This is a genomic window from Leucobacter holotrichiae, assembly GCF_055791005.1.
On record NZ_JBVUAC010000004.1, the window covers coordinates 160,965 to 179,703 of the forward strand.

14 protein-coding genes, 1 tRNA gene and 1 riboswitch are annotated in these 18,739 nt (G+C 69.8%); of the genes, 7 read left to right on the plus strand and 8 right to left on the minus strand.

The window, feature by feature from the left end; genetic code table 11:
• Positions 1-17 precede the first annotated feature (17 nt).
• From AC0KXF_RS07325 to AC0KXF_RS07345, 5 genes are all read left to right on the plus strand, one after another.
• Complete coding sequence (locus AC0KXF_RS07325; protein WP_473108543.1) at positions 18-1,184, plus strand: DNA polymerase III subunit delta'; 1,167 nt, start codon at positions 18-20, stop codon at positions 1,182-1,184.
• Positions 1,181-2,740 (plus strand): alpha/beta hydrolase, encoded by a 1,560-nt coding sequence (locus AC0KXF_RS07330; RefSeq protein WP_473108544.1) that lies wholly within the window; start codon positions 1,181-1,183, stop codon positions 2,738-2,740. The genes AC0KXF_RS07325 and AC0KXF_RS07330 overlap by 4 nt, the downstream gene beginning before the upstream one ends.
• Positions 2,741-2,889: 149 nt before the next feature.
• Positions 2,890-2,961: transfer RNA gene (locus tag AC0KXF_RS07335), tRNA-Thr, on the plus strand.
• A gap of 323 nt (positions 2,962-3,284) precedes the next feature.
• Positions 3,285-4,433: an acyltransferase family protein gene (locus AC0KXF_RS07340; RefSeq protein WP_473108545.1), complete on the plus strand. Its 1,149-nt coding sequence runs from the start codon at positions 3,285-3,287 to the stop codon at positions 4,431-4,433.
• Between the two features lie 119 nt (positions 4,434-4,552).
• Positions 4,553-5,899: a Fic family protein gene (locus tag AC0KXF_RS07345; protein WP_473108546.1), complete on the plus strand. Its 1,347-nt coding sequence runs from the start codon at positions 4,553-4,555 to the stop codon at positions 5,897-5,899.
• Positions 5,900-5,979: 80 nt separating this feature from the next.
• Here AC0KXF_RS07345 and AC0KXF_RS07350 read toward each other — a convergent pair whose 3' ends face one another.
• Positions 5,980-8,067, minus strand: a complete 2,088-nt coding sequence (locus AC0KXF_RS07350) for an ABC transporter ATP-binding protein (protein WP_473108547.1) — start codon at positions 8,065-8,067, stop codon at positions 5,980-5,982.
• Positions 8,068-8,239: 172 nt separating this feature from the next.
• On the opposite strand from AC0KXF_RS07350, the gene AC0KXF_RS07355 reads away from it, so the two are divergent.
• The gene (locus AC0KXF_RS07355) at positions 8,240-9,415 is read left to right on the plus strand and encodes a PrpF domain-containing protein (RefSeq protein ID WP_473108548.1); all 1,176 of its coding nucleotides are present in this window, start codon (positions 8,240-8,242) and stop codon (positions 9,413-9,415) included.
• A 23-nt stretch (positions 9,416-9,438) separates the two neighbouring features.
• On the opposite strand, the gene ribH is transcribed toward AC0KXF_RS07355, so the two are convergent.
• The 6 genes from ribH to AC0KXF_RS07385 all read right to left on the minus strand — a co-directional run bounded on the left by ribH (position 9,439) and on the right by AC0KXF_RS07385 (position 16,270).
• On the minus strand, positions 9,439-9,936 hold the full coding sequence (ribH, locus tag AC0KXF_RS07360; protein ID WP_473108549.1) for a 6,7-dimethyl-8-ribityllumazine synthase: 498 nt from the start codon (positions 9,934-9,936) through the stop codon (positions 9,439-9,441).
• Between the two features lie 72 nt (positions 9,937-10,008).
• Positions 10,009-11,277 carry a GTP cyclohydrolase II gene (gene ribA / locus AC0KXF_RS07365; RefSeq protein WP_473108550.1) on the minus strand — a complete coding sequence of 423 codons (1,269 nt, stop codon included), beginning with the start codon at positions 11,275-11,277 and terminating at the stop codon, positions 10,009-10,011.
• Positions 11,274-11,933, minus strand: a complete 660-nt coding sequence (locus AC0KXF_RS07370) for a riboflavin synthase (RefSeq protein WP_473108551.1) — start codon at positions 11,931-11,933, stop codon at positions 11,274-11,276. Before AC0KXF_RS07370 ends, ribA begins: the two co-directional genes overlap by 4 nt.
• A complete protein-coding gene (locus AC0KXF_RS07375) occupies positions 11,915-13,114 on the minus strand; it encodes a bifunctional diaminohydroxyphosphoribosylaminopyrimidine deaminase/5-amino-6-(5-phosphoribosylamino)uracil reductase RibD (protein WP_473108552.1) in 1,200 nt (399 codons plus the stop codon). Before AC0KXF_RS07375 ends, AC0KXF_RS07370 begins: the two co-directional genes overlap by 19 nt.
• Before the next feature lie 49 nt (positions 13,115-13,163).
• Positions 13,164-13,310, minus strand: a riboswitch (FMN riboswitch).
• Between the two features lie 69 nt (positions 13,311-13,379).
• On the minus strand, positions 13,380-14,087 hold the full coding sequence (locus AC0KXF_RS07380; RefSeq protein WP_473108553.1) for a DUF1345 domain-containing protein: 708 nt from the start codon (positions 14,085-14,087) through the stop codon (positions 13,380-13,382).
• Positions 14,088-14,116: 29 nt separating this feature from the next.
• A complete protein-coding gene (locus tag AC0KXF_RS07385; RefSeq protein WP_473108554.1) occupies positions 14,117-16,270 on the minus strand; it encodes a bifunctional lysylphosphatidylglycerol flippase/synthetase MprF in 2,154 nt (717 codons plus the stop codon).
• 146 nt (positions 16,271-16,416) lie between these two features.
• Between AC0KXF_RS07385 and AC0KXF_RS07390 the strand changes: the two genes are divergently transcribed.
• The gene (locus tag AC0KXF_RS07390) at positions 16,417-17,454 is read left to right on the plus strand and encodes a zinc-binding dehydrogenase (RefSeq protein WP_473108555.1); all 1,038 of its coding nucleotides are present in this window, start codon (positions 16,417-16,419) and stop codon (positions 17,452-17,454) included.
• A gap of 135 nt (positions 17,455-17,589) precedes the next feature.
• Here AC0KXF_RS07390 and trpS read toward each other — a convergent pair whose 3' ends face one another.
• Positions 17,590-18,609 (minus strand): tryptophan--tRNA ligase, encoded by a 1,020-nt coding sequence (gene trpS / locus AC0KXF_RS07395; RefSeq protein ID WP_473108556.1) that lies wholly within the window; start codon positions 18,607-18,609, stop codon positions 17,590-17,592.
• Positions 18,610-18,739 lie beyond the last annotated feature (130 nt).

Here is an 18,739-nt window from a genome sequence, read left to right on the forward strand (position 1 = left end):
CGCGATACCCTTTGGGGGTGGAATTCTGGACAGAGATCGTCGGTCAACCGGAGGCGGTGCGAACGCTGCAGCATGCTGCCGATCCTGCGGCCTCGGCACCCCCGGCGCACGCCTGGCTCATCACCGGGCCTCCGGGATCCGGCCGCTCGAACCTGGCGTTCCGCTTCGCGGCCGCGCTCATCGCGCGCAACGAGGCCGAGCGCGACGCGGTCTTCGAGCAGGTGCGCGCCCGCACCCACCCCGATCTCGGCGTGCTCACCACCCAGAAGCTGCTGATCGACATCAGGGCCGCGCGCGAGATCGTCACCACGGCGCATTACGCACCCGCTGAGGGCCGGTTCCGGGTGATCGTCATCGAAGACGCGGATCGCATGCCCGAGCGCACCTCGAACGTGCTGCTGAAGGCCCTCGAAGAGCCGCCCGAGCGAACCATCTGGGTGCTCTGCGCCCCCAGCGAGGCGGACCTGCTGCCCACGATCCGATCGCGCACCCGCTCGCTGCGCCTGGTCACCCCGAGCCCGGAAGACATCGCGCGTCTGCTGCACGAGCGCGACGGCATCGACGCCGAAGCGGCCGAGCGGGCAGCCCGCCTCGCTCAGAGCCACATCGGCATGGCCCGTCGCCTGGCGAGCGATCCCGAATCGCTGGCGCGCCGCGAGCGATCCATCGCCGTGGCGCTCTCGGTCGAGACGCTGGGCGACGCCATGCGCGCCGCGGCTTCTCTGGTGAAGGTGGCGGAGGCCGACGCGGCGGCGCTCACCGAGCAGCTCGACGCGCGGGAACGCGAAGAGGCCCTGCGCAGTCTCGGCCTCGCCCCGGGCGCGGCGATCCCGCCCCAGATGCGCGCGCAGGTGCGAGCGCTCGAGGAGGATCAGAAGCGTCGTGCGACCCGCAGCCTGCGCGACGGCATCGACCGCATCCTCACCGACCTGCTGTCGCTCTACCGCGACGTGCTGCTCGTGTCGCTGGAGGCCGATCCCGAACTCGTCAACCGTGAGCAGCGGCCGCGCATCGAGGACCTCGCCGAGCGGTGGTCGCCGGAGCGGGCTCTGGCGATGGTGACGGCGGTGGAGTCGGCGCGGCAGCGGCTGGCGCGGGGCATCACGCCGGGTCTGGTGCTCGAGGCGCTGTTCGCGGCGATCGTGTCGCCGCAGCTCGCCGAGTCCCTCGGGGCGGCGGCATGACCGGCGCGCGCAGGGCGATGCGCGCTGTTGCGGCGACCGCTCTGGCCGCCGCGCTGGTGATGCTCACGGCGTGCGCGCCGATCCTCTCGCTGTTCGACGGGGAAACGGGGAAGCGGCAGAGCTACGAACTGCCCGAGCGGCCCACGGGCGGGGTCGAGGCGTTCGGGGCGCAGCAGCCGATCTGGACCCCGTGCGGCGACGGCATGGAGTGCGCCGATGTCTACGCCCCGCTCGACTGGGGCGACGTGAGCGGCGAGACGATCACCCTGCGCCTCGTGAAGCACCCCGCGACCGGCGGCGACCGCATCGGCACGCTCTTCGTGAACCCGGGCGGCCCCGGCGCTTCCGGCGCAGAGTACGTGGGCGAGAGCCTCGAGTACGCCGTGCCCGCCGAGATCCAGCGCTCGTACGACGTGATCGGGTGGGATCCGCGGGGCGTCGGCAACTCCACACCCGTGCGCTGCCTCGACTCCGCGGGAATGGACGACTATCTGTTCGGAGCGGACGAGAACCGCGACCTCGAGCGAGGCAGCGACGCGTGGATCGACGCCGCGCTCAGTGAGGCTCGCGCATTCGGCGAGGCCTGCGAGGAGCGCACGGGCGCCCTGCTCGGGCACGTGAGCACGGAGGACACCGTGCGCGACCTCGACATGCTGCGCGCGATCGTCGGCGACGACCGGCTGCACTATCTCGGCCTCTCGTACGGCACCTACATCGGTGCGCGATACGCCGATGCGTTCCCCGAGCGAGTGGGGCGTCTCGTGCTCGACGGGGCGATGGATCCGACGAGCAAGGTCACCGACGTGGTGCGCGAGCAGACCCGAGGCTTCGAGCTCGCGCTGCGGGCGTACGTCGCCGATTGCCTGCAGCGCAGGGACTGCCCGTTCACCGGAACCGTCGACGAGGCGATGGCTGCGATCGGCGAGCAGCTCGACCGGGTCGACTCGGAGCCCCTCACCGGGTCCGACGGCCGCACGCTCAGCGCAGGCACCATGCTCACCGCGATCATCACCCCGCTGTACTCGCAGAGCAACTGGGGCTACCTCGACCAGCTCTTCGCCTCGGTGTCGAAGGGAGACGCCGACGTGGCCCTCTCGCTCGCCGATTTCTACTACGACCGGGTCGACGGCGAGTACGTCGGCAACTCCACCGAAGCGTTCTCGGCCATCAACTGCCTCGACTATCCCAGCGGTGAGCTCGACCGTGAGCGCATGCGCGCGGAGGCCGCCGAGCTCGACCGGATCGCGCCCACGATCGGTCGTTTCCAGGGCTTCGGAGATGTGTCGTGCGCCGAGTGGCCGGTGGCCGGTGCATCGGACCGGGAGCCGGTGGTCGCGGCGGGCGCCGATCCGATCCTCGTGGTCGGTACTACCGGCGATCCCGCCACCCCGTACCGCTGGGCAGAGTCGCTCGCGCAGCAGCTCGAGAGCGGCGTGCTGCTCACCTACGAGGGGGAGGGGCACACCGCCTACGGACAGAGCGATTGCATCGACGAGGTGATCGACGACTACCTGCTCACGGGCGCCGTGCCCGAGAGCGACCCGCGCTGCTCGTAGCGAGGTCGGAGCCGGGAGGGGGCGGGGAAGCGCGGAGTGAGCGCCGGGGCGGGGGGCGGCCATCGCTCGTCGGTGAGCCGCCGAAGATGAATCGAGGCGCCTCTTTGTGGTAAAGTTGGCGCTCGTGTGCGGAAGAGATTCTGCGCCGCGCCGCCTTAGCTCAGGGGTAGAGCAGTTCCCTCGTAAAGAACAGGTCGTCGGTTCAAATCCGACAGGCGGCTCGAAGGAAACCGGGGTCGATCAGCTGGAAACAGCTGATCGGCCCCGGTTTTTCGTTTCTGCGGATGTCTCGAGGCGGGATCCTCGGCCCTCTCCCCCTTTTCGTCCCCACACTCTCGGACCTCCCTCCCCCGCCGAGATGACCCATGCTGCCACTGGGCCTCGAGCAGAGGGGCACGCCGCGTCATCTCGATAGCGCAAGGAGGGGAGAGTCGGGCCAAGGTCGACCGTTTGGTTGACGTGCCCAGGTTTCGGCGTGGCGTTCCCGCACCTCGTCGGGCGGTCTCCGGCGAACGAGGTCGCCCCCTCCGCGTACTCTGGACGAGTGAACGAACGTGCCGCCGCCCCCGCTTCCGCCGCCGCGACGCCCGCTGATTCTGCCGCCGCGCGGCCCGCTGCCGCGCAGCCCGCTCCGAAGCGCCGCATCGCGTACTGGGACAACGCGCGCTTCCTGCTGATCGTGCTCGTCGTGATCGGCCACGTGATCTCCACGGTGCGCACCGATTCGTCGCTCGGTTTCGCCCTCTACTCGTTCATCTACCTGTTCCACATGCCGGCGATGATCCTGCTCTCCGGCCTCTTCTCGAAGCCCGAGGCGTCGCCGAAGGCGGTCGCCTCGACCGTGCAGCTGCTGGCGACCTGGCTGCTGTGGGAGGGTGTCTGGGCAGTGATCCGCGCTGTCGTCGAGGGGCGCGCGCCCGGATCCGGATTCCTCGTCAATCCGTCCTGGACACTCTGGTTTCTCGTGACGCTGGTGACCATGCGCATCCTGCTGCCCTACATCGCCAGGCTGCGGCACCCGCTGCTGTTCTCGATCGGGCTCGCGCTCGCCTCGGGGCTGCTGCCCGCCGTCGGCACGGCGTTCTCGGCCTCGCGCACGATGGTGTTCATGCCGTTCTTCGTGGCGGGATGGCTGATCCGCGAGCGCGGGTGGCTCGACGGGCAGTGGTTCACGCGGCCGGCGCGGGCGGCCCGGATCGGGGCGTGGGCGCTGCTCGGGACGGTCGGGATCGTGTTCGCGGTCGCGGCGCACCTGCAGGATTTCTGGCGCATCGACCGGTGGCTCACCTGGCGCGACGATTACCTCACCGCTTTCGAGCGGGGGCCCATCGGCGACTGGCAGCCGACTGAGTGGGTGTCGGCCTCACTCGGCGGTATCGTGGTCACGGCGCTGCTGCTGGCGATGGCCGCCGCACTCACGCTCGCCGTGCTCATCGTGGCTCCGCGGCGTCAGAGCATCATCACCGTCTGGGGTGCGCGCACGCTGTACGTGTATCTGCTGCACGGACCCGTCGTCTGGGTGCTGCGGGAGACGGGCGTCATCGAAGCGGTGGCTGCGTGGGGGGTCGTCGGCGTGCTGCTGCTCACGGCGATCGCGATCGCGATCGCCCTGCTGCTCTCGATGACGTGGATCACGCGGGTCTTCCGGGTGATCATCGAGCCGCGGGTCGACTGGATGCTGCGGCGGGGCTGAGCGGAGGCGCGGTTTGCGGCGAGCGAGCGCTCTGCGTGGGGTGGCAGGACCGCGCCCCGAAGGGCAAAAGAGAATAAAAGAAAATGAAAGCAAAATTTTCTTTATGCTAGATTGTGCGTATGGTCATCCGTTCTCGCGCCCCGAGCGTGGAAGAACTGCATCGAAGAGTCGATGAGCGCCCCGGGCGCTTCGCAGAGCTGCTGCTCTCGCCGCCTCTCGACGACTCGCGATACTGGCACTGGGATCAGCTTCGGCACCGTCCCGCTCCGGAGGGGCTCACGCACGAGGAGTGGTGGCTGAAGCTGAAGATTCAGCGCTCGGCGCAGATGCGCACGGTGCCGTTGCAACGGAAAGACGGCCGCTTCTTCTCCTTCGTGATGAGCGATGAAGTGCTGCAGCTTTCGGATGAGATCGCCAGAAGAGCGGGTGGCAATGTGCTCGGGGGTGGAGACGCTCTGACTCGTGGTGGACGCGATGGGTTTATCGTCCGATCGCTCGTCGAAGAGTCGGTTACCTCCAGCCAGCTGGAAGGAGCGTCGACCAGTAGGCGTGCTGCCGTCGAGATGATCGATTCGGGGCGTGATCCTGTCGATGTGTCGGAGCTGATGATCCTTAACAACTACCTCGCGATGAAGCGGGCCTCGGCGCGATCGAGCGAGCCGTTGTCGCCCGAGTGGGTGCTCGAACTCCACGCCGAACTCACCGCCGGCACCCTCGACGATCAGGGTCAGGCCGGTCGTCTCGAGCGGGTCGGCGAGCAGCGGGTTCAGGTGTGGCGCGGGCAGCATCTGGTTCATACTCCGCCCCCGGCGGAAGAGTTGCCGCACCGGCTGCAGCAACTCTGCGCATTCGCCAACGGAAGCGTCACGGATTCCCCGTACATTCCTCCAGTGGTTCGCGCGACGATCACGCACTTCATGTTCGGATATGATCACTACTTCGCAGACGGCAACGGGCGCACCGCGAGGCTGGCCTTCTACTGGTCGATGCTGCACAACGGGTATTGGCTCGCGGAATACCTCGCCATTTCGAAGGTGCTCAGGGAGGCGCCGGGTCAGTACGGCGACAGCTATGAGTACAGCGAGGACGATGACGGGGACCTCACCTACTTCATCCTGCATCAGCTGCGGGTGATCGTTCGGGCACTCGATGAACTGGACGCCTATCTCGAGATGCGCCGTTCGGAGGCGAGACGCGTGCGACTTGCCCTGCAGGAGGTTGCGGAGGGCTTCAACTCCCGCCAGGCGAGTCTCATCGAGTGGCTCTCGCGAGAGGGCGTCGTCACGGTGACTGCTGCCGATGTCTCCAGGCGTTACGGTGTGACGATGCCGACCGCTCGCGCGGATCTTGCGCACCTCGAGGATGCGGGCCTGCTACGACGGGGGCAAGCGAAGAAGCCGGTCATCTGGCGTACAGTGCCCGGGCTGTCCGAACGCATCGGGTTGGTCGGTCCGCGCGAGTCCTGAAGGGCCTGCTCCTCAGGATCTGCCTACGGTTCGCGCCGCTCCTGGAAAGGGGGGAGCGGCTCGGGCAGGGCCGGTCGGGCTCAGCCCTCGGCCGACACGAGCAGCTGGTGCTTCGCGAGTTCGCGGTAGAGCGGTGTCGACTCGAGCAGTTCGGCGTGGGTGCCCTCGCCGACCACCCGCCCCTCGTCGATCACGATGATCTTGTCGGAGTCGACGACCGTCGAGAGCCGGTGCGCGATTACAACCAGGGTGCGGCCCGTCGCCACGGAGTCGAGGGCGTCGCGCATCAGGCGCTCGTTGACGCCGTCGAGGCTCGCCGTCGACTCGTCGAGCAGCAGGATGGGAGGTGCCGTGAGCAGTGCACGCGCGATGGCGAGGCGCTGCTTCTCGCCGCCGGAGAGCATGATGCCGTTCTCGCCCACCTGCTGATCGAGCGCTGCGGCGAGCTGCGCGTCGGAGAGTGATGCTCGAGCGGTTTCGCTGGAAATGTCGGTGGTTGCTGCGAGGCTCATGTCATCGACATCAGAAGCGGTGTTCGCCTCGGAGGAGCCTCCGGGGACGCGAGAAGGGAGTGCGGCGGTGCCCGATGAACGTGCGGCCGAGCGGTCGAGGAGCCCCCCGAGGTTGACGGCGCGCAGCACGCGCTCGCAGGCCGCGTCCGACGCGTCGGGCGAGGCGAGGCGGAGATTGTCGCGGAGGGATCCCGCGAGGATCGGGGCGTCCTGCTCGACATAGCCCAGCTGGGCCCGCACCTCGGCGCGGTCGAGGGTGCGCAGGTCGGCGCCGTAGAGCGAAACGGCCCCCTGATCGGGGTCGTAGAAGCGCTCGATCAGTCCGAGCACCGTCGATTTGCCCGCGCCGGAGGGGCCGACGAGCGCGACGCGCGATCCTCGGGGCACCTCGAAGCTCACACCGTGCAGCACCGGGGTCTCGACGATCTCGGCCGGCGCTGCCTCGAGATCACGGCGCCCTCCGCGCCCGCCGAGCACCAGCTGGCGTGCGTCGGCGCGGATCGGGGCAGCCGAGCGGTAGGTGAAGTGCACGTCGGAGAAGCGGATCGCCGCCGCGTAGTCGAGCCTGGCACCCTCGAGCGGCACCGTGCGTCCGAGAGGTGACAGCTGCGCGTCGTGCTCGGTCTCGGTCGGCAGCTCCGAGATCTCCTGGATGCGACCGAGGGCGCCGAGCGCCTGGTTCACGGCGGCGATCGCGCCGAGCGCCTGCCCCAGCGGCATCACCATGAGGAACAGGAAGATGATGAACGTGACGAGCTGCGCGATGGTGACGGCGCCCGTCGCTACGCGGTAGCCGCCGAGCCCGAGCACCACGAGGAAGGAGAGCTGCATCGCCAGGAACGACACCGGCACGATGAGTGCCGAGATCTTCGCGACCTTGACGCCGAGCACGTAGGCCTCATCGGCGTCGCGCTCGGTGGCGCGCTGCTCGCGCTCGGTGGCTCCCGCCGCACGGATCGTGCGGATCGACGAGATGGTGCGATCCACCTGCGCGGCGAGGTCGCCCACCTTCTCCTGGGCTTTCGCGACCGCCGGGCGGATCCGGCTCGAGACGAGCACCACCACGACGAGGGCGAGGAGGATCACGCCGAAGGTGATCCCGAACAGCAGCGGATCGATGACCAGCATGCCGATCAGCGCCCCCACGAACACCAGCATTCCGCTGATCGCCTCGACGAGGCCCTGGGTGAGCACGGCGCGCAGCAGCGTGGTGTCGCTGCCGACGCGGGAGACGAGGTCGCCCGTGCGACGCCGGTCGAACTGGGAGATCGGCAGGTGCAGGATCCTCGCGATGAGCCTGCGCCGGCTCATGAGCACGACGCCCTCGCCCATGCGCTGCAGCACGTAGTGCTGCAGGCCACCGAGCACGGCGCCCACGATCACCACCCCCGTGAGTACGACGAGCAGCCAGCCGAGCGCCCGACCGGCCTCGACGCGGGTGATCACCTGGCCCAGCAGCACGGGCTGCACGAGCGACGCCACCGCGCTCGCGAGGCCCAGGGCGAGTGCGAGGCCGAGCAGCCCTCGCTGCTCGAAGAGATACGGGATCAGCTGCCGCAGAGACGCCCGGGGGCCGCGAGGAGCGGTCCGCGGTGCGCGCCCCCTGCGTCGTGACCTCGGGGCGTCGGTCGCGGTCTCATCAGATGTGCCAGCCACGGCCTCTACTGTAGGGCAGTGCGGCTGGCAAAGCGCCGTCGCGCGGGCCCGCTGTCGAAACTGACGCTTTCAGCGAGACTGACTGTTTCAGGGCTTCTGAAACAGTCGGTCTCGGTGCACGGCGCCAATAGGCTGGGGACGAAGCACGAGTGAGCAGAGCCGGAGGGGCCCGATGACGCAGTGGATCGACGCGATGTTCGTGCGAGGTGGCACGAGCAAGGGCGTCATGTTCGACGCAGCCGCGCTGCCGGGCGGTCTCGCGCTGCCGGACGCCCTCGACCCGCTGGAACGCGTGCAGCGCGATCGTGTGCTGTGCGCCGCGCTCGGTTCGCCCGATCCCTACGGCAGGCAGCTCGACGGCATGGGCGGTGGGCTCTCGTCGCTCTCGAAGGCGATGATCGTCGCGGCGTCCGAGCGCCCCGGCGTCGATCTCGACTACACCTTCGCGCAGGTCGACATCGGCGAGGCGAGGGTCGACTACTCGGGCAACTGCGGCAACCTCTCTTCGGCGGTGGTGCCGTTTGCGCTCGCCGCGGGCCTCGTCTCCCGGTCAGACGGCGTGCAGCGGTTCACGCTGCACAATCTGAACACCGCGAAGACCGTCGTGGCGGAGGTGCGGGTCGTGGACGGCGCGGCGGCGACCGTGGGCGATCTCGCCGTTCCCGGAGTCGCGGGGAGCGGATCGCCGATCCACCTCGTCTACCCCGACCCCGGCGGCAGCCGCAGCGCGGGCCTGCTGCCGAGCGGCGCTCCCGTCGAGCAGCTGCGCGTGGGCGATCGCGCGTTCACGGCCTCGATCGTCGACGCCGCGATCCCCCTCGTGGTGGTTCCCGCGGCCGAGTACGGACTCACCGCCGCCGAGCAGCCCGACGCGCTCGACGCCGACGCCGAGCTGGGAGCGCTGCTCGAGCAGGTGCGGCGCCGGGGCGCCGTGCGCGCGGGGCTCTGCGAGGATCCGGAGTCGGCGCCGCTCGCGGTGCCGAAGATCGTGCTCGTCGGCCCCGGGGCGGAATCGACGTTGATCGATGGCACCGTGCTGCCCGCGGCCGATGCCGACGTGCTGGTGCGCCCCTTCTCGATGGGGCAGGCGCACCGGGCGGTGCCCGGCACGGCCGCGATGTGCCTGGCGGCCGCCGCGCGGATCGCCGGCAGTGTGGTCGCGGACGCGCTCGGCGGCGGGGGAGCGCCTGCTCCTGAGCCGGGGCATACCTCGGAGGTGCGCCTGGCCACCGCCTCGGGTGTGGTCAGGGCCTCCGCGACGAGCGACGAAACGGGCGGGATCGCCGCGACCGCGCTCGCCCGCACCGCTCGCCTGCTGATGCGCGGGCAGATCGCGATCCAAGTCTGATCAGCCCGCCCGCAGCGCCCGCCTCAGAGCGCCGTCGCCGCGATGGTGCGCGTGGAGATCGCGAGGTGCAGGGCCGCCTCGGCCGCTTCCTTGCCCTTCGACTCGGGTGCGCCGGGGCGGCCCGAGCGGTCGAGCGCCTGCTGCTCGTCATCGGTGGTCAGCACGCCGAAGCCCACGGGGCGGCGCGCGTCGAGCTGCACCCGCGTCAGCCCGTCGGTGACGGCGTTGCAGACGTAATCGAAGTGCGGGGTTCCTCCTCGGATGATCACCCCGAGGCACACGGCGGCATCGAAGTCACCGCCGCCCTCCTTCACGGGGGCCAGGGCCGTCTGCGCGGCGAGCGGCAGCTCGAACGCGCCGGCCACTCGGAACAGGGAGTGCTCGGCTCCGGCAGCGGCCACGGACTGCTGCGCTCCCTCGATCAATGACGACATGACCTCGTCGTGCCAGCTGCCCGCGATGATCGCGATGCGCAGCCCGCTCGCGTCGACGGTGAGATCGGGGGCTCCTGCTCCACTCATGGGATGCTCCTTACGGTCTGGGTGTGGTGTGGTGTTCCCTTCGACAGTCTCAGGGAACGAGTGTGATCGGGGTTAGTCGCCGTGCACGTCCGCGGGCAGTTCGTGGCCCATGCGGTCGCGCTTCGTCGCGAGGTAGCCCATGTTCTGCTCCGTGACGCCCACCACGAGCGGCACGCGTTCCGAGACCGTGATGCCGTGGGCCTCGAGCTGATGCACCTTGTCGGGGTTGTTGGTGAGCAGACGCACCCGCTCGACCCCGAGCTCGGCGAGGATCTCGGCGGCCGCGGTGTAGTCGCGGTCGTCGGCCGGCAGTCCGAGTTGCAGGTTGGCGTCGAGGGTGTCGCGTCCCTGCTCCTGCAGCTGGTATGCGCGCAGCTTGTTGGCGAGGCCGATGCCCCGGCCCTCCTGCCCGCGAAGGTATACGACGATGCCGCCGCGCTCCTGGATGAGGTCGAGGGCGGCGTCGAGCTGGGGACCGCACTCGCACTTGAGCGAGCCGAACGCCTCGCCGGTGATGCACTCCGAATGCACGCGCACGAGGGCCTCGTCACCGGGCGCGGAACCGTCGGGGCCGGCCGCGATGAGCGCGAGATGGTCGATGCCCAGGCGCCGGTCGCGGTACGCGCGGGTCTGGAACTCGCCGTGCTCGGTCGGCAGCAGCGTCTCGGCGCGCAGGCTCACGCTGCGGTGCTGCGGCTGCTCGGCCGGCGCGTTCTCGGGTTCATGCTCGTTGAGGTATGCGATGAGCTGCTCGATGGTGATGACGGGGATGCTCTCGCGCTCGCCCAGCTGGATCAGCTCGGGCAGGCGCATCATCTCGCCGTCGTCGGCCACGATCTCGCCGATCACCGCGACGGGCCTGAGCCCGGCGAGGCGCATGAGCTCGACGCCGGCCTCGGTGTGGCCGTCACGGGCTCGAACGCCGCCGTCGACGGCGCGCAGCGGCAAGATGTGGCCGGGGCGGCGCACGTCGCCGGGGGCCGCGTTCGGATTGGCGAGGGCGCGCAGTGTGGTCGCGCGGTCACTCGCGCTGATGCCGGTGGTTACGCCGTAGCTCGCGTCCACGGTCACCGTGTAGGCGGTGGTGCGCAGGTCCTCGTTGCGCTCGACCATGATCGGAAGCTCGATCTGGTCGGCGATCTCGTTGGTCATCGGCGCGCACAGCAGCCCCGAGGAGTGGTGCACCGTCCACGCGATCCACTCGGGGGTCGCGAGCTCGGCCGACAGGATCACGTCGCCCTCGTTCTCGCGATCCTCGTTGTCCGCGACGATCACGGGCCGCCCCGCCCTGATCGCGGCGACCGCGTCTTCGATGCTGCTGATGCCTGGGGTGCTGGTCATTGCTGGATTCCTTCGGTCGTCGGGAAGAAGTTGCGCATGCGCGCCAGATGGCGGGCGAGGATGTCGGTCTCGACGTTGACCCGGTCACCGGGGGCGAGCGCGCCGAGTGTGGTCGCGGTGAGCGTCTCGGGGATCAGCGAGACCTCGAACCACTGATCGTTCCCGTCGTCGCCGGGCGCGGGCGGATCCGAGATCGCCGAGACGGTGAGCGAGACGCCGGAGAGCGTGACCGAGCCCTTGTCGACGAGCAGCGGGGCGAGTTCGGGGGAGAGCGTGAACCGCAGGGTTCTCCAAGCCTCGTGGGGGGTGACGGAGAGCAGCGTGGCGGTGCCGTCGACGTGCCCCTGCACGATGTGGCCGCCGAGCCGGGTGTCGGCGCGCATCGCTCGTTCGAGGTTCACCGCGCTGCCCGGGGCGAGCTCGCCGAGCGTCGACATGCGGATCGACTGCTGCATCACGTCGGCGGCGAACGCGCCGCGACCGTCATCGGTCGAGCTCTGCTCGACCACGGTGAGGCACACGCCCGACACGCAGATCGAGGCGCCGTGGGTGGCGTCGCTCGTGACCACGGGGCCGGCGATCGTGAGGCGGATCGAGTCGTCGATCGGTTCCACGGCGACGATCTCGCCGATCTCCTCTATGAGTCCGGTGAACACGTCTGGTTCTCCTTTGCTGGGGTGGGGCGCTGCTCGGGATCGGAGGGCGCGAGTGCGGCCTTGATCAGCAGGTCTGCGCCGAGTTGGACGGTGCGCGAGATGCGCAGCCGCCTGATGCCGTCGATGCCCGTGATGCCGATGTCGCCGAGTGCGAGCCTCGGGCCGCCGAGCAGGGCGGGGGCGAGGTAGATCAGCACCTCGTCGACGAGGTCTGCGGCGAGGAGCGCACTTGCGACGGCGGGGCCGCCCTCGACGAAAAGGCGACGGACGCCCCGCTCGTGCAGCGTCGCGAGGTCTGCGGCGAGGTCGTCGCCCGTGAGGCGCAGCGGCTCCGTGAGGCCGTGCGCGGCGAGGGCCGGGTGCTGCATCACCAGAGCGCCCTCCGGAACGGGGCGGTGACCGAGCACGACCGGGATCGGTTGCTCGTCGGCGGGCACCAGCAGGCCACCGTGCTCGGCGCGGGAGGTCAGGGCGGGGTCGTCGGCGATGAGCGTGCCGGTGCCGACGAGGATCGCGTCGGCCTCCGCGCGCCGCCGGTGCACGTCGGCTCGGGCATCCACGCCGGTGATCCATCGGCTCGAGCCGTCGGCTGCCGCGGCGCGCCCGTCGAGCGTCTGCGCCCACTTCACCGTGACGTGCGGTCGAGGGACCTGCGGTCCCGCAGCGGTGCTGAGCGGGGCGGCGGATCCGGATCCCGATCCCTCCACCGCGGCTCCCTGCCGGGCCAGCCATGGCCCGAGCACCGCGCGCGCCTCGCCGGGCAGCACGCCGCCGCGCACTTCGACGCCCGCCGCGCGCAGTCGGGCAGCGCCGCCCGAAGAGGCATCGCCCGGATCGCCCAGCGCGTAAGCGACCGAGCCGACCCCGGCCTCGATCAGCGCGAGCGCGCAGGGACCCGTGCGGCCCGTGTGGTTGCAGGGCTCGAGGGTCACGACCGCGGTGAGCTCGCCGGCCCTGTCCCGCCACTCGGCGGGCAGCGCGGCGAGCGCGGCAGTCTCGGCGTGCGAGGTCCCCGCGCCGAGGTGCCAGCCCTCCGCCACGATGCGGCCGGAAGGATCGAGCAGCACGCAGCCGACCTGCGGATTCGGATCGTCGGCCGGTCCGCGGCGGGAGACGGCGAGGGCGCGGCGCATCCCGTCTTCGAGGAGCACCTGCTCGAGCATCCCGATCCCCTGTTCCATCCGTGAGCCGGATCCGGGGTGCTGAGGACTGCTCCGCGTAGCGCGGCACTCAGCGTTCCTCTCATCCGGACTAGACCGGCGGCGAACCGCCGTGCCATCACCGTCGGTATCGGAATTCCACCGATTCGGCCTCGCGGAAGCGAGGTTCGCGGACTATCACCGCCGGTTCGGATTCTCACCGACCCCGGAACACATCGTCCACTGTACTCCCACGCGGTCTGGTATGTACAGCACGATGACGCGATGTGACGGCTGCGAGGGCCGCCTACTCGAGCATCTGCGCGAGCAGATCACCCCTGGTGATCACGTTGAGCACGAGCGCGATGATGAGCGCGTTGAAGAAGAAAGCGAGAGTGGTGTGCCACACGATCGTCCAGCGCATGCGCGTGGAGCGCACCTGCACGTCCGAGACGGCGAAGGTGGTTGCATTGGTGAAGGCGAGATAGACGAAGTCGACGAGCCGCGGCACCTCGGTCGCCGGGAAGGAGAGGGGCGGATCGGCCTCGCGGTGATAGCGCGAGAAGTAGATGCGGGCGTATCCCCAGTTGAACATCGCCCACGAGAGCAGCATCGTCCAGATCGCGCTCAGCTCTGAGACGGGCTCCTCCACGCCCAGACCGAGATCCGAGATGAGATCCACTGCGACGGTGAGACCGAGAGCGCTCGTTCCGAAAGTGACGGCGGTCGACAGGGCGCGGGCGATCGGGTGGCCCACCAGTACGCGCGTGGCGCGCGGGTCGGGCACGTCGAGGCGCACGAGCATGTTGAGGGTGAGGATCGTCGCCCCCAGGTACACGGTGGCCAGTACGCACCACACCAGACGCAGCAGGATCTCGACGTCCGGGTCATCGGACCCCCAGACGACCCGGGCGGCGATCCAGATCAGCAGCAGCTGCATCACGGCGCTGAGGATCTCCCCGCCGACGCTGAGCACGGCGCCGACGCCGGTGCGGGCGGAACGGAGGGTGGGCATGATCCAACTGTAGGGGGTGGTGCGCCGGATCAGGCGGGCTTGCCAGCCGCCGCGGCCGAGGCGACGAGATCGCGCAGCGACGCATCGGGCAGATAGGCGCGGGTGAGGGCGACGCCGATGCGAGGCAGGTCTCCCTCGTCGCGGTAGAGCAGGTGGAGCGACTCGTGGCGCGGGTTGAACTTCTGCTTGAAGCGGTGCAGCGATTTGAAGCCGTACAGCGGCTCGATGAGGCCGCCGATCTGCTCGAGCACCTGGTCCACCGGCCCCGCCTCGGCGTCCTCCGGCCGTACGAGCGGCGCACCCGACAGCGACACGAACTCATACCCTTGGTCTGAGAAATGCTGCGCCGAGGCTGCGATCAGAAACTCCATCACGGGGCCGAATCCGCCGTCGCGCCGGCGCATGAGGTCGAGGGTCCACCCGGCGACGCGGGTTTCGCCGGACTGCGGATCGGCCGGGCCGTGCACCGGCAGCCACGAGGTGACGCCGTGCACGTTGCCCTCCGCGTCGACGGCGATGCCGACGAGCGCCTCCGGATCCAACGCCTCATCGACCGTGCCCAGGGTGAACCGCATCTCCGGCAAGCCCTTGTCGCCCGTCCACTGCTCTGAGATCGCGCGCACCTGGGCGAGCACGTTCCAGGGCTCATCGGCCAGGCGCACCATGCGGAACACGATGCCCTCGCGCGCCGCCCGGTTCATCGCCGTGCGCACGGCCCCCCAGGCCTTCCCCTTGAACTCGAGGCCGGCGAGATCCACGATCGTGTCCTCTGCCACGATCACCGAACGCCACCCGTCGGGCCGCGCCTCGGCGGTCGCAGCGCTCGCCGAGAACACGCATGGCACCAGACCCGCGTGTTGCGTAGCCCGCTCGAAGTCGCGGAGCGCAGCGCCCTCGTCGCCGGCCGGCACGATGGGGTCGCCCAGCATGATCGCCACGCCCGCGTGCGACTGGTAGGCGATGGCGCCCTCGTCTCCTGCCGCGATGCGGCGGTTGCCGTCCCAGGTGGTCATCCACGAGATCGTGCCACCACCGCAGCGCCGCAGGCGCTCCACGAGCTGCTCTCGGGTGAGCGGTTCGGCGGCGAGGGACCGGCGCGACGCGCGCACCCGCACGCGGAACGCTCCCTGCGCGAGCACGAGCAGCACCACGAGCCCCAGCCAGAAGACCGCCGGGGCGAGCACCAGGCCGATCACCTCCGCCGCAGAGTCGAGCACCCCCGCCTCGACGATCAGCGGCAGCAGCGACAGCATGACGACCGCGGTCGCGATGTTGAAGATGCCGAGCACGAGCGCCGTGATCCACGCCAGACGGTACCCCTGGCGGATGCCGTTCGCGATCAGCGCGATCACCACGACGTCGATGGCCACGTCGGTGAGCGACGAGACCGGATCGTTCGCGCCCAGGGGGCCGTCGTAGGGCACCATCAGGTCGAGCACCTGGATCGCGCCGATCGCGATCAGCAACGAGAGGGCGATGAGCCGCCACTCCCGCTGGCTCGGCCGCCCGGCAGGTCGCCGGAACGCGGGCAGCCATCCGCTCGCTGCGAGGGCCGCGACCATCGAGACTGCGTGCTCGAGGTCGTGCAGCTGTCCCAGGTAGAGCACCGAGATCCCGGTCCAAAGGCCCACACCGATGCGGGCGCGCAGCCGCCACGGCGCCGGCAGCGTGGCGATCGCGAAGACGAGCGCGGTGAGCGCTCCGCACGACGGCCCCACGTCATAGGCCTCCGAGAGCCGCACCGCCCACGGCCAACCGCTGGTCGAGGCCAGGGCGAGGATCCCCGCCGCACCCAGCACGCCGACCACGTGCCCCCCGACGAACAGACCGATCGTGCGCAGTGATCCGAAGCGCCACTCGGCCCAGCCGAGGCCTCCGACCACCAGCGGCAGCAGGGTGAGCAACACGAGCGGACGGTCGACGAAGAACGGCGAGGTCGCGATCGTCCACCAGCGGCCCTCGGCGAACGCGGGGAGACCCGTGGCCATGCGCTCGTACCAGGGCTGCTCTAATGCGGGGGAGAGGAGCGTGCCGGTAGCGGCGGCGATCACCAGCAGCGCGAGCGTGAATGCGATGGTGAACGGGGTGTGTCGGACCGCGTGGCGGACTCGCACCCCGCGCCCCCGCGCGGGCGCGGGCTCGGGCGGTTCCGAGTGAGGCTGAGCGGCTCCGTCGTCGGTCATGGACACAGTCTAATCTTTGCGGCGCGCAGCTGAGAGCGAGCGAACGGTTCGCATGCCCGGTGCGGGAGTAGCCTGGAGGGAGAACGCCTATCCGACGCCCTGAACCGAGATGGTCGATGACCGCGGCCAGAATGGATGGAGAAGCGATGCGCGCAGTGACCTACGTGAAGAACGACACGGTCGAGATCTGGGATAAGCCGGTACCCGAGATCGCCCCCGATGAGGTGCTGCTCAAGGTCGGCGGAGCCGGGCTCTGCCACTCCGACATCGCCATCATCAACTTCGGCGACGACAATCCTCTGATCGGCAGCACCCTCGGCCACGAGGTCGCCGGCACCGTCGAGAAGCTGGGCTCGGACGTCGCCGGGTGGAAGGAGGGCGATGCCGCACTCGTCGCGCTCGTGCTGTCGTGCGGGCAGTGCCGCGAGTGCCTGGCCGGCCGCGACAACCAGTGCGAGGTCGTGTCGCCGCGCGACTCGCTCGCACCGCTCTCGCCCGGCATCGGCAGTCCCGGCGGCATGGCCGACTACATCGCGGTGAAGGCCCACCACCTCGACCCCATCGGGGACCTCGATCCTGTGGCCGCGGCCCCGCTCGCCGACGCCGCGCTCACCCCGATGCACGCCATCAACACGGCGCGCGACCGTCTCGACGGCGACGCCACGGTCGTGACCATCGGCCTCGGCGGCCTCGGGCACATGGCGCTCCAGATCCTCGCCGCCACCACCGGAGCCCGTATCATCGCCCTCGACACCGACGAGCAGAAGCTGGCCTTCGCCCGCGAGCACGGGGCGGATCTCGCCATTAAGAGCGACGGCGACGCTGCGGCGCGCATCCTCGAGGAGACCCGGGGCGTCGGCGCCGACGTGGTGTTCGACTTCGTCGGGGTGCAGCCGACCGTCGATCTCGCGCTTGCAGTGGTGCGAAACGGAGGAGCGATCCGCTTCGTCGGCCTCGGCGGGAGCTCGTTCGAGTACATCGCGAACAGCGGCACTCTGCCGTGGGGCGTCAACATCGAGCGCGCCTACGGCGGTACCCGCTCGGACATGCGCCAGGCCGTCGCGCTCGCCCGCGCGGGCAAGATCGGCGTCGAGGTCGTGCGCTACTCGCTCGACGACGCCGTGCAGGCGTTCGACGACCTGCACCACGGCAGGATCCAGGGGCGCGCGGTGCTCGTGCCGTAGCCAGGCTCGGCCTCTTCGGAAAGTACCCCTCAAGATACGGATTTCGCAGCTTTGACCGCGGTCAGAGCTGCGAAATCCGTATCTCGGCGGGTATGGGCTGGCCCCGGTGCCCCGGTGCCCCGGTGCCCCGGAGCGCTAGCGGATCAGGCCGACCCGCTCGTAGACGAGATCGAGGGTGCGGTTCGCGACCTCGTTCGCGCGCTCGGCGGCCCCCGCGAGCAGCCGGTCGAGCTCGGCCGGATCCGCCAGCAGCTCCTCAGTGCGGTTGCGCACCGGGGCGAGGCTCTCCTCGACGACCTCGACGAGAGCCTTCTTGAGGTCGCCGTAGCCGCGGCCCGCGTACTCGTCGACGATCGAATCGATCGACCGGCCCGACAGCACCGAGTAGATCGTGAGCAGGTTCGAGACGCCCGGCTTCGCCTCGCGGTCGAAGCGGACCTCGCCGTCGGCGTCGGTGACCGCGCGCATGATCTTCTTCTTCGTGACGTTCGCGGGATCCAGCACCTTGACGAGGCCGGCCTCGGACTCCGCCGACTTCGACATCTTCGCGGTGGGCTCCTGCAGATCGTAGATCTTGGCGTTGACCTTCGGGATCTGGGCCTCGGGCACGACGAAGGTCTCGCCGAAGCGCGAGTTGAAGCGCGCAGCGAGGTCGCGCGTCAGCTCGACGTGCTGGCGCTGATCCTCACCCACGGGCACGCTCTCGGCCTGGTACAGCAGGATGTCGGCGGCCATGAGTACGGGGTAGGTGAAGAGCCCGACAGAGGTCGCATCGGATCCGTAGCGCTGCGACTTGTCCTTGAACTGCGTCATGCGTCCGGCCTCGCCGAAGCCCGTGATGGTGTTGAGCACCCAAGCCAGTTCCGCGTGCGCGGACACCTGGGACTGCACGAAGAGCGTCGACTTCTCGGGGTCGATGCCGGCCGCGATGTACTGGGCGGCGGTGCGACGGGTGCGCGCGACGAGCTCGTTCGGATCCTGCGGCACAGTGATGGAGTGCAGGTTGACGACGCAGAAGAAGGCGTCGTAGTCCTCCTGCATCTGCGTCCACTGGCTGAGCGCGCCGATGTAGTTGCCGAGCTGCAGCGAGTCGCTCGACGGCTGCATGCCCGAGAACAGGACGGGCTTCGCGGATGGACTGGTGGTTTCGGTCATGGTGTGGCTTTCCTTGCCTTACAAACGAGAACGGAGTCGTCGACTACCGGGAGAACGAAAGGGAGGATCGGAGGCGGGGCGTTTTCGCTCAGCCTGGACGGGGCTGGCGGGAGCAGTGGGGAGCGATCCG

Coding starts and splice junctions, on each gene's coding strand:
- AC0KXF_RS07380 (WP_473108553.1), bottom strand. CDS start 14,087: ATGCCCACCCTCCGTTCCGCCCGCACCGGCGTCGGCGCCGTGCTCAGC.
- AC0KXF_RS07390 (WP_473108555.1), top strand. CDS start 16,417: ATGCGCGCAGTGACCTACGTGAAGAACGACACGGTCGAGATCTGGGAT.
- ribH (WP_473108549.1), bottom strand. CDS start 9,936: ATGAGTGGAGCAGGAGCCCCCGATCTCACCGTCGACGCGAGCGGGCTG.
- trpS (WP_473108556.1), bottom strand. CDS start 18,609: ATGACCGAAACCACCAGTCCATCCGCGAAGCCCGTCCTGTTCTCGGGC.
- AC0KXF_RS07355 (WP_473108548.1), top strand. CDS start 8,240: ATGACGCAGTGGATCGACGCGATGTTCGTGCGAGGTGGCACGAGCAAG.
- AC0KXF_RS07330 (WP_473108544.1), top strand. CDS start 1,181: ATGACCGGCGCGCGCAGGGCGATGCGCGCTGTTGCGGCGACCGCTCTG.
- AC0KXF_RS07385 (WP_473108554.1), bottom strand. CDS start 16,270: ATGACCGACGACGGAGCCGCTCAGCCTCACTCGGAACCGCCCGAGCCC.
- ribA (WP_473108550.1), bottom strand. CDS start 11,277: ATGACCAGCACCCCAGGCATCAGCAGCATCGAAGACGCGGTCGCCGCG.
- AC0KXF_RS07375 (WP_473108552.1), bottom strand. CDS start 13,114: ATGGAACAGGGGATCGGGATGCTCGAGCAGGTGCTCCTCGAAGACGGG.
- AC0KXF_RS07345 (WP_473108546.1), top strand. CDS start 4,553: ATGGTCATCCGTTCTCGCGCCCCGAGCGTGGAAGAACTGCATCGAAGA.